The organism is Ruminiclostridium herbifermentans, from assembly GCF_005473905.2.
Taxonomy (GTDB): Bacteria; Bacillota; Clostridia; order Acetivibrionales; family DSM-1351; genus Ruminiclostridium; species Ruminiclostridium herbifermentans.
In genome coordinates, this window is the sequence record NZ_CP061336.1 from 4,647,093 (window position 1) to 4,658,490 (window position 11,398).

9 protein-coding genes are annotated in these 11,398 nt (G+C 30.9%); 3 read left to right on the forward strand and 6 right to left on the reverse strand.

What is annotated here, in order from left to right:
* From panB to EHE19_RS18865, 3 genes are all read right to left on the reverse strand, one after another.
* Complete coding sequence (gene panB, locus EHE19_RS18855) at nucleotides 1-837, reverse strand: 3-methyl-2-oxobutanoate hydroxymethyltransferase (RefSeq protein ID WP_137698787.1); 837 nt, start codon at nucleotides 835-837, stop codon at nucleotides 1-3.
* The gene (locus tag EHE19_RS18860) at nucleotides 830-1,687 is read right to left on the reverse strand and encodes a Rossmann-like and DUF2520 domain-containing protein (RefSeq protein ID WP_137698786.1); all 858 of its coding nucleotides are present in this window, start codon (nucleotides 1,685-1,687) and stop codon (nucleotides 830-832) included. Before EHE19_RS18860 ends, panB begins: the two co-directional genes overlap by 8 nt.
* Nucleotides 1,688-2,189: 502 nt before the next feature.
* Nucleotides 2,190-2,963, reverse strand: a complete 774-nt coding sequence (locus EHE19_RS18865; protein WP_342343332.1) for a type III pantothenate kinase — start codon at nucleotides 2,961-2,963, stop codon at nucleotides 2,190-2,192.
* 298 nt (nucleotides 2,964-3,261) lie between these two features.
* On the opposite strand from EHE19_RS18865, the gene coaBC reads away from it, so the two are divergent.
* The 3 genes from coaBC (at nucleotide 3,262) to EHE19_RS18880 (ending at nucleotide 7,399) form a co-directional block, all read left to right on the forward strand.
* Nucleotides 3,262-4,479, forward strand: coding sequence for a bifunctional phosphopantothenoylcysteine decarboxylase/phosphopantothenate--cysteine ligase CoaBC (gene coaBC, locus EHE19_RS18870; RefSeq protein WP_137698785.1), 1,218 nt, complete (start codon nucleotides 3,262-3,264; stop codon nucleotides 4,477-4,479).
* 584 nt (nucleotides 4,480-5,063) lie between these two features.
* Nucleotides 5,064-6,260 carry a hypothetical protein gene (locus EHE19_RS18875; RefSeq protein ID WP_137698784.1) on the forward strand — a complete coding sequence of 399 codons (1,197 nt, stop codon included), beginning with the start codon at nucleotides 5,064-5,066 and terminating at the stop codon, nucleotides 6,258-6,260.
* A 68-nt stretch (nucleotides 6,261-6,328) separates the two neighbouring features.
* Nucleotides 6,329-7,399, forward strand: coding sequence for a glycosyltransferase family 2 protein (locus EHE19_RS18880; RefSeq protein ID WP_137698783.1), 1,071 nt, complete (start codon nucleotides 6,329-6,331; stop codon nucleotides 7,397-7,399).
* A 186-nt stretch (nucleotides 7,400-7,585) separates the two neighbouring features.
* On the opposite strand, the gene EHE19_RS18885 is transcribed toward EHE19_RS18880, so the two are convergent.
* The 3 genes from EHE19_RS18885 to EHE19_RS18895 form a co-directional block, all read right to left on the reverse strand.
* Nucleotides 7,586-9,082: a methyl-accepting chemotaxis protein gene (locus EHE19_RS18885; RefSeq protein WP_137698782.1), complete on the reverse strand. Its 1,497-nt coding sequence runs from the start codon at nucleotides 9,080-9,082 to the stop codon at nucleotides 7,586-7,588.
* A gap of 452 nt (nucleotides 9,083-9,534) precedes the next feature.
* Nucleotides 9,535-10,500, reverse strand: a complete 966-nt coding sequence (locus tag EHE19_RS18890; RefSeq protein WP_137698781.1) for an alpha/beta fold hydrolase — start codon at nucleotides 10,498-10,500, stop codon at nucleotides 9,535-9,537.
* Nucleotides 10,497-11,228, reverse strand: a complete 732-nt coding sequence (locus tag EHE19_RS18895; protein WP_171003632.1) for a 4'-phosphopantetheinyl transferase family protein — start codon at nucleotides 11,226-11,228, stop codon at nucleotides 10,497-10,499. The genes EHE19_RS18890 and EHE19_RS18895 overlap by 4 nt, the downstream gene beginning before the upstream one ends.
* Between the last annotated feature and the right edge of the window lie 170 nt (nucleotides 11,229-11,398).

The window sequence follows — 11,398 nt, forward strand, 5'->3', positions numbered from 1 at the left end:
CTAATTACCCCCATATAACTTTTCAATAACAGCATCCTCAATTTTGAAACAATGCTCATCCGCAGGAAAAATCCCACTTTGAACCTCTTCAATATATTTACGAAAAGCAGCTTTCATTTGTGCCCCAATATCTGCATAGCTTTTTGCGAATTTTGGTGTCAAGTCCGAAAACATACTCAGCATATCCTGATAAACTAACACCTGTCCATCACAGCCACTTCCTGCACCTATTCCGATAGTAGGAATGGAAATACTTTTTGATATTAGTTCTGCAAGCTTGGCTGGAATACATTCAAGAGTTATTGCAAAGGCTCCTGCCTGCTCAATTGCCTTAGCAGAATCTATCAGCTGACGTGCTGCTTCCTCACTTTTCCCCTGAACCTTAAAGCCTCCAAAAGCATTAATAGATTGAGGAGTTAAACCAATATGCCCCATTACAGGTATTGAAGCGTCAACAATTGCCTTAATCTGAGGGCAAACAACACTTCCTCCTTCTAGTTTAACAGCATTAGCATGCCCTTCCTTAACAAGCCGTCCTGCATTAAATACAGCATCATAAACTGAAGTCTGATATGACATAAACGGCATATCACTTATTATCAAAGTATTTTTTGCTCCTCTGGCTACAGCTCTTGTGTGATGAATCATATCCTCCATAGTAACGTGAAGTGTATCCTCATATCCTAGAACCACCATACCTAATGAATCACCCACTAATATGGCATTAACCCCTGCTTCATCCATTAGCTTTGCCATTGAATAATCATATGCTGTAAGCATAGAAATTTTTTTATTATTAAGCTTATATTCTTTAAATGTAAGCACTGTATTACTCATTTTTTATCATATCTCCAATCATATTTTCCAATTCACTATAACTGCAATCTGGTTTTTTTCTTTTTGCAATTTCAATTAATTTACTTGAAAGCAAAATATATATCTTTCTATCCTCTCCATTTAGACAAGCTAAATGACGTTTAACAGTTTCTATGTCACACCTCTCAATAGGACCCGTCAAAGCCTGTGTCGTACCTTGGCGTACTATATTTTTCATATTTTCAAGCATTAAGGTATTTAGAGCAAGGCTTGCATTTTTCTCATTAAACCCACAACCTTTTAGCAAATCAATACTTGCCTGTGCTAATGCAACCATCAAATTACTGGCAAATACCGCCGCACTGTGATAAACAGCCTTATTCTCTGGTGATATGATTTGCACAGAATTCCCTAAGTTAATTAGCATAGCTTGCATTTCATTTAATCGACCTTGTGAACCTTCAATTGTAAAAAAAGCATGAGAAAGCTGCTCATATGAATTCAGCTTGTCGCTGATACCCAAAAGAGGATGGATAGAATAACCATATGCATGATGGTTATCAATATTAGAAAAAATTGATGATGATAACGAACCACTACAGTGGCAAATTATTTTATTTTTTATGGACAGCTTATCAATGTAATCCCATAGTTCCTTAATTGCCCCGTCGGGAACAGTAAGAAAAAGAGTATCACTTGCCTCTACAATACCTTCAATGTCATTAAAACACAAAGTACCTGTAAATTCTGCTGCCTGTAATGCAGATTGAGGACTTCTGCTGAAATATCCAATGACATTTAATCCATGCTCACAAAAATATTTACCAAGAGAAAATCCCACTTTTCCTGCGCCAATAAATCCAATTTTCATAGTACCACCTCCCTGATTTCATAGCTTTAGCCTTTTAAGCTTTTTGCTTATAATTCAGAGGAGTGATAACTCTTGAGGTCTCATTCCTAATAGGATACGAGCCGCCATATCAAAAATAAAATAAATCATGATATAGTTTTCATAACGCCTAGAATCATAATGAAATTTTTCGAATATAAAAGTATTTCATTAATCAACGGCGTATAAGCGAGGCTGATAATATTCTAACTGCCGAAATATCATATCAGAGCTTACCATTCATAAAGTAGCAGGAAATATTGCCTCGTTATAAAAATACTATCCATAGAGGTTAATATAACACCTCTGTAATTTAATGTAAAGTATTTTTGAATTTTTCATTATTCAATTACTATCGCATTTATATCAGAAATATATCTAAAAATAGTTTTGTTTTGAAGTCTACTCCCACCATCACTATAATAAAACCGTGTTAAGTTTGTTTTCTCAAACAACATCATGTTTTTGTAACATTGTTTTTTAGTTAATCACAGTTTTTTGTATATAGTAAATACAGCCCCTTTAATAAGAGGTACTCATCATATATAATTTTTTCATCACAATAGGGAATAACCAGTCTTGCCAAACCTCCTGTTGCAATAACTGTTGGATGTTTTCCAACATGTTTTTTTAGCTTATGAATTATTCCATCAATCATTGCTGCATGCCCGTAAATACTTCCACTTTGCATACATTCAACAGTGTTTTTTCCTATAATGTTTCCGCATCCTTCAAGATTTATAACTGGAAGCTGTGCTGTTTTACTGGAAAGGGCATCTAATGCACTTTTCACTCCTAGCATAATTAAGCCGCCTCTAAAATTATTATTATCATCCACTACTGATACTGTTGTCGCTGTACCCATATCAAAAATAATAACGGGTTTGCTATAATAATGTATTGCTGCTATAGCATCCACCACACGGTCACTTCCAAGCTGTTCAGGATTCTGTACCATAATGTTTAAATTATGTTTAAGCCCTGTTCCTGCAATCAATGGAATGGTATTAGTAACTATTGCAACAGCCTTTTTCAATGTATTAGTAAGTTGGGGCACTACAGATGATATAATACTGCCTTTTATTTCATTAGTGTCAATATTAGCTTTTGCAAAAATATTTTTGATATATGTAGCATAATCATCACATTTATATTCACTATTTGTTTCTACTCTACCTGAAAAAATTACCTTACCATTCACAATACAACCTATAACTACAGTGGTATTCCCTATATCAATGGCTAAAATAATATCCATATTTGCAGCTCCTTGTAATTTTTTGTTATATACTTAAGCAAATAAATCCATGTCTGCTTTCTATATCATAATTATTATGATATTAAGAAGCAGTCAAATTAAACATTAGTTTACTATTATATACTTTTATTCTAAATAATATAAAATAGTATTAATAATTTTAGTTTATTAGAAACTACGACACTAATCAATAGATATTTTGATAAAATTTGTCAATATTCTTTACTGTTTGCACAAAGTCTGCTATAATTCAGCTTATTCCATACTATTTACTATTAATTAAAAGGAATGATAAATAATGTTAAAAGACAAGACCATTGTTTTGGGTATTACAGGTAGTATCGCTGCATACAAGATGGCAAATGTTGCTAGCCTTTTAAAAAAACTTCATTGTGATGTACATGTAATAATGACTGAAAACTCAACTAACTTTATTAATCCTATTACCTTTGAAACTCTAACAAATAATAAATGTCTTATTGATACCTTTGATAGAAATTTTCAATATAATGTAGAACATGTTTCACTTGCTAAAAAAGCTGATTTAATGCTTATTGCACCTGCTTCTGCAAATATAATAGCCAAGCTGGCAAATGGATTAGCTGATGATATGCTAACTACAACTGCATTAGCATGTACTTGCAAAAAAATTATAGCACCCGCGATGAATACCAATATGTTTCAGAATGAAATTGTGCAAAGTAATATCAAAAGACTAGAAAATTATGGTTTTATTATTATTCCGCCAGTTACTGGTATGCTGGCTTGTGGTGATATTGGCACAGGGAAAATGCAAAGTGAAGATGTTATTATAGACTATATTTTATCAGAAATAGCATATGAGAAAGATATGCAGGGGCTAAAGGTTTTAATAACCGCTGGCCCAACACAAGAAGCGATAGATCCTGTTCGCTTCATTACAAATCACTCCTCTGGCAAAATGGGATATGCTCTTGCCAAGATAGCAATGCTGCGAGGTGCTGATGTTACATTAGTATCAGGTAAAACCTGCCTTAAAGCTCCAGCACGTGTTAAGGTTGTAGATGTTATTAGTGCCGAAGATATGTATAATGCCGTTATTGAAAGGCTGGATGAGCAGGATATTGTTATAAAAGCGGCAGCAGTTGCAGACTATTGTCCAGTTAGTGTAAGCACGGAGAAAATTAAAAAATCAGATTCTGATGCAAATATTAAATTAAAAAGAACTCCTGACATTCTTAAAAAAATAGGAGAAATCAGAAGAGATAATCAGTATATCTGCGGATTTTCTATGGAAACTCAGAACCTTATTGAAAATTCTAGAACTAAACTTTTTAAAAAGAAGATTGATATGATTGTAGCAAACAGCCTTAAAGAGCCCGGTGCCGGCTTTAATACTGATACAAATGTGGTAACAATTATAACTGAGGATAAGGAAATCCCACTACAATTAATGTCTAAAGACATTGTAGCAGAACAAATACTCACTGCAATTTTAGTCGAAAGAGAGCTAAAAAACAGAAAAATATTAATTTAAGTATCTTAATCTCCACATAATTATTTATAAGCTAATTATTCAGTCAGTTCTAATCTATTTCTTCTATATAATAGGTTAGGCTGATTTTTTATGTCTTGTTTTCTAAATTATTGAATACTAGTATATACGTGTAATTAAAAATATTATATAATATTATACATATTACATATTCTTACTTAAACTAACATTCAATACGACATTATTTACTATAAATCGCATAGTGACATAAAATTAAACTTATTTAATATAGTAGAATATGTTAATAAATTTATAAATTCAACTCAAATCAGCATATAAATTTGAGGAAATGCCTTCAAATAATATTAGTGATAATTAGTTGAACAATTTTTTAATAACTACAGCTTTAATATTTTTCAGTATGCAGTCTTTTAGAAAATTGTTCTATATAGAAAAGGTTATTTTCCGAAGAACAACATCGATTATTACATCCTTGCTAAACTTGCTGATTTTACGAAAATGCATTACTAGCGATGTCTGTTCTTGCTAATAGTTTTTGAGTATTCGAGTTATATGCGTCAATTAAGTGTTATTTTAATAAATAATCTAATAGGAGTGAAAATACTATGGATTACACTATTTCTGAAACAAAAATTAACGAAAATGATCTCCCTCAACAAAAAGAACAAATTGAATATTATAAAGATACACCTTCTTTATATTATTCAGAAAATTATCCTCAATCAATGGAGTTAAAAGTAGTACTGCAAAAAGATATTACCACATATCTGCATAGAAGTCTGCCCCTTTGTATGGTTCTTGCTTTCGAAAAGTATAAGCCTTGGTATTATTCTAATTTTGTGCAGATATTTTCCTATAAAAATGATAATGGACGTTTTGAATTTAACTTTTTTGAACCATATGATTGCAGCAGCGAAATTGTTGAAATGATTTGTTTAGGCTTTCCTTTGCTTAAACATGTAGATAATATCATTGATTATATTATTGAAAATATAAATATGGGATATTATCTTATAATCAATGTTGATGAAAACTATCTCCCTAATAAATGGGCTTATAATAAAATCCACTTCATCCACCCATCTTTAATATATGGATATGACAACAAAGAAAAACAACTTAAAGCTATTGGCTTCAATCAGAATATATTTCAAGAGATAACCTTTGATTATGTTCAATTCAAGGAAGCCTATGAAAATGGTAAAATACATTACAAAAACTCAGCACCTTGGACTGAGTGGTCTGCTATACAATTAATGCGCCCTAAAAAATTTGATGCAGAATACCCATTTAACCATGAGAAGTTTATGAAAGATTTAAAAAACTACGCATCCTCCATTGGCGAAAAAGTAAGGTTATACTCCTTTGAGTTTAATGAAGATCGGGTTGAATATGGATTTAAGGTATATGATGTTTTTATTCAAAGTATGGAAGACCTCTTACAAGGTAAAATCACATCGGATTATAGGGCAATCCATTTACTTGCAGAACATAAAAAATGTATTTATGACAGGATTGGATATGTAATTTCCAGATACAATCTTGAAGGTGAAATTGTTGCTCTTCATGAAGAGTATATGAAGGTGGTGCAGCAATGTGAAGTTATAAGAATAAAACTTCTAAAAAGCCTTAGAGCATTTGGTAATGCAAATATATATTATCCCACTGTTAGCGACTTAAACCCAAAGCAAAAAGCTAAGGTAGAAGATATAATTCAAAATACGAAGGAGTTAAAGAATATAGAAAGTGATATATTGAGAAAAGTGATTTTTGAATTAGAACTATTTTTTAATTCTAAATAAATAATACTAGGTAGAACCATTTAGTATTACATAAGGGGGTTTTTAAAACGAAAAAATATAGTTTTGTAATTCCTACATATAACAATAAATTTCAACTTAGAAATTCTTTGGCTGCTATAAACTTGCTGGAAGGTTTTAAGAAAGAAGACTTCGAAGTTATTGTTGTGGATGATGGTTCAGATGACAATACCGGAGAATATATAAAAGGAATAAATAAAAATTATGAATTGAAATATATTTACATTGAAAGAGATGATTCTTCATGTCGCTCAAGAGCAAGAAATTTCGGAACAAATGCTGCAGAAGGTGAATTCATTATCTTTATAGATGCTGACATTATTATAAAAAAAGATTATCTTCAGGAAGTGGATCGATGCTATTCAAAGGATAAAGACCTCGTAATTGCTGGTCTTAGGATAATGCTGCCACATGATATTCCAATTGAAGCTGTTCAGGATGGCAGCGTTTTTGAAGAATTTTATTTTAGCAAAGAACGCAAAGAGCTTCATGAATTCAGATGTGATATACTTAGCGAATTATCTTTTAATGCATCTGCCATAAAATATCCTTTTATGTATGGTCAGAGTTGTAATTTAGTTGCTCCTAAAGTATGGCTTCAAAAGGTAAAAGGCTTTGATGAAGAACTAAAAGCTTGGGGTCTTGAAGATATTGAGGTTTGCTATCGACTATGGAAAATGGGCCTTAAATTTGTTTTAAATAGTAAGCTTGAGGTTCTGCATCAATTTCACTGGGTAGAAGGAAAAGTAGTTGATGAAAGTAAAATTGCAGGTGTGGTTGAAAATACTAGATTGTTTTTATTAAAACATCCTAATGCTTTTAATTTAACTGAAGATAAGGTATATGAGCTTTTTAAAAGTATAGCCAATAATTTTTGGTATATTGAAGATAGAATATCTGAATCAATCAATCGTATTGTAATTGACTTTAAAGCTAAGGAATACTTAGATGATATAAAGCAAATTATCATTACGCTATCAGATTTTGAAAACAATGATATTATCGTAAATGACTATCTAGAAAACACAGATTTAGATATTTGGATACAGCTGCTTGGAAAGAGAAAAAGCACTCCCAGATATTTCCCAATGTCAAGAAGGCTTTTGACACCGCAATTTTAAGCAGTACTATACATATGTAAATAATGTTATCATATTAAAACATAATCTAGGCAAAGTCAATTACGTAAACCAAGCCTCACAAAGCATAAAACATTCTCTTAATTAATGTAACTGTTTTGAAATGTAATTGACTTATGCCATTTATTAAATTGTGTTGATTATTCTCTTTAGGGATTCATATACCTTTTAAACTATCATTTTCTTTAGTTCCGCACTCAAATGGCTGATATTCTCCATCGATTTTGATATTTCAATTATCTCATTATTTTCTTCTTCTACTGTAGACAATACTTCCTCAATTGAGGCCGAATTCTCTTCTGATATACTGGCAACATTTTCAACACGTTTCTGAATATCAATAAATTTTTCAGCCACCTGGTTTGTTCCTTGAATACTCTTCAAAATAAATTTATTTGTATCAATTATTGCACTCTTCATTTGTTCAAAGTATTCATTAACATCTTGCAACATTTTCTCACCCTGTTTTACAGAATTATCTCCTAGGGATACCATTTGTAAGGTTTCCATTGATTTTGAAGTTACATCTGATACAATAGTACTAATTTTATCTGCGGTTCCCCTACTCTTATCTGCAAGTTTTCGTACCTCCTCCGATACTACAGCAAAACCTCTTCCATATTCACCTGCTCTTGCTGCTTCGATTGCCGCATTTAATGAAAGTAAATTGATTTGTTCTGTAATTTCAGAAATCTCATTTAAGGCTTCATTTACTTCCTTCATGCTTTGCTGAAGTTCTGTAACAGTTGTCAGTGCAGAGCCGACAGAACTACTAATAATACTATTTTGTTTGCTGATTTCATTTATTTTTGTATTACCTTCAATGACCATCTGCTCCATGCTGTTAGACTTTTCGGAAAGAATTGTTGCATATTCTCTAGTTTCATTGACCAATGCAATTGAATCACTCATTTTTTCATTAGTCTCATAAATACTAGATGCCTCATCCGTTATAGCTAAAGACATTTCATTCATTGCATTTATTACTTTTGAACTTGACTGTGTTGTTGCTTTTAAATTATTATTTACTGAATTTATATTTTCATTTAATATATCTGTTCCTTTATCAATTTGTACAAAAGATTCTTGAATTTTTTTTAGAAGCAAATCAGCTTCCTCTCTTTTTGAATTGCTTGCATCAATTAAACCGTTACCCCACTTAGTCAGGAAATATAAAGCCACAGTGATAGCATTATAAGAAATAAAAATACAAACAATAGTCGCTATACTATCATTCGAACCTAAAAAATTTGCATGATTTGTAAAATACAAAAATAACATCGCAATATCTACTACTATTCCAAAAATAATTACAAGCTTGCTATTAAAATATAATGCAATCATAACTGCAGAAAGGCAGTATACATAATGAAAATCAAGAGCAAAACCATTTAGTGCAAAAAGTGCTGTAATTGCTGTAACAGGAATTAAGCCAAAAAGTAATGATTTTATAAATCTTTTGATGGGTATAAAATATAATACAGTTGCAAATATTGCAACTGGCATTGCGTTTATGGCATTAGATATAGCAATATTAATTGGTTCAGTTATGAAAGTCTGAATTATCATGGCCATTACAACACACCAAGTTATACCTATATTCACTTTATTTACTCGGTTTATGTCATATCCATCCATAACTTTAACTTTGATTTCATTATTCATAATAAAATTCTCCTTCTGCTTTCAAATTAATTATGTATAATGTACTATAGGTTATTTTATACACATTACCCTATATTGACAAATATCGACACTTTTCATTTTAATATATATCATCACATTTTACAACAACCAATCCTCGAATCCTTTTTTATCATTTTTAGTTTCATGTTTGACATTTTTGTTACATTTTGTTATATTAAGTTTGTCGGGAATGAAGTATATTCAGCATTATCGAAATATCAGGAGTTATTTTGGATTAACTGAAATAATGCTGCGTAACATTAGGAATAAAACAAATACTCACCTTTTATTCTTAATGTTCATTAAAATGGAAGCTACAAGTGTAGCTTCCATTTTAATATTTAAATTAACTTGTTATGCTAATTTATTTTTAACTTAGTTTAAAAACAAACTGCTTATTACTTATACTGGTGCACAAATTAATCAAATTTCTATTTTTCAATATGACTAAAAGTTTTTAATATATCATTAGCAAGCTTTGGCACTCTTAATATATTCAAATGCCCAGCACTATACTCATATACTTGGTTAAATTTCATATTACTTATGAGATACTGATAATCCTCTTGAAGAATAATCTGATCGTAAAGTCCATATCCAAGTGCAATACTTTTTTCAAACAAATAATTGTTTTGTCTGCTTAAGGGTTCAAAATCAACCATAGCCCTTTGTATATCCTCAAGACAGTATCCATAGTTACACAACTCATTTTTTATGTTTACAAGAAGTTTGCTTTCCCAAGTTAATTTTGATAATATACTTACAGAATTAATAACAAACAAATTGTCTATATCTTTGCGAACTGATGCTAAAAGCAATGAAATACAACCTCCCATACTAAATCCAGTTATACATATGGGTAAGCTGCTTTTATCTTTAACTATATTATAGGTTGCATACAAATCATATACTGCCTGCTTTATTGCCCATTGAGATCTAGCTACATCTGCACTCCAAAAATATTCTCCGCTAAAAGCACTCTGTTCAGGCAACCTGTCATAGTGATATGGTAACATCATTACATAAACATTTAGCCCCATCTTATTAAGCATCGTAATTAAAAATTGGTAAATACTTAAATTATCCTCATATAAACCATGTACAAAAACAACATTCCCAATGGCATCTGTGGTATCATACACTATAACACTAACATAATCATTCTCACTGTAGGCTGTACATATAGGCGATTTAAATATAAGTTTTTCAAAATTGTCATCTCTAAAATATTTTACCTCTAGGTTTTCGCTATTTATATTATCTATATCTTCAAAGGCATTACCTTCTATAAATTTAAACAGACTTTGATTAGGATTATGACTTACTTTTGAAAGTTTAGTATCAATTATTCTATTTATAGCAATAGTATCAACATAACGTGAACTTAGTTCATTCATATAACTCTCTCCTCAAATGCAAGTGATAGCGAGCAATGTTTATTCTGAATTGATACAGTCCTTACTTTATCAATAGACAGCCCTTGTAATATAGTAATATCATTAACTGTATCAATTTTTCTAAAATCCAAGTTCATTCCTACCTTTTGAAGCTTTGATATAGCTTCTTTTCTAGTCCAATACAGTGTAGCAAGGAAATCAGCCTCATTATTATCATTGTTATTGCTTAATTTATTAATCTCATTAATTTCATTTGTCGTGTAATAAAACTTCAGCATTGGTTGAACTATGGTCATTGTTTTTTCAATATCCACTCCAATCTTATTCTTTGATACTAAAGCCACGCAATATGGATAGGAATGGGAAATTGATATATTTAAATGTGGATATCCCTCAATAAATGGTGCAGAATTTGCCCCATTTTTAATGCTTACTTTTGTTACATCAATATTAGCTATTTCACTACTATCAGTTTTTAACATTAATTTTTTTATAGCCATTTTACCTGCATATCTGCCAGCCATCCATTGTATGCGTTTTTTTGGGTTTTCATATTTATTGATAATAGACCTTTCAACCTCTGAAAATATTCCCCATACATTTTCATCCTTGCCGAATACATTTCTCATAAAGCTTCTAAGATTTATGACTTCATAACTAAACTCATATCTGTTAGCCGTATTTTGCAAGAAACTATTTAATTCTTTTATAACCATTTCCTGTTCCATCATATTCCCTCAGTAGAATCAGAACTATATATGGTACTTATCTTTAACCCAACTTACGAATGAAAATAAGCTATTTTCGATTTTACCAATAGCTTTATTCAGTAAATAAAAATCATTATTAATTAGCTTTTCATTAATATTTCTGCCATAATTTATTACTAGGCTTTAAA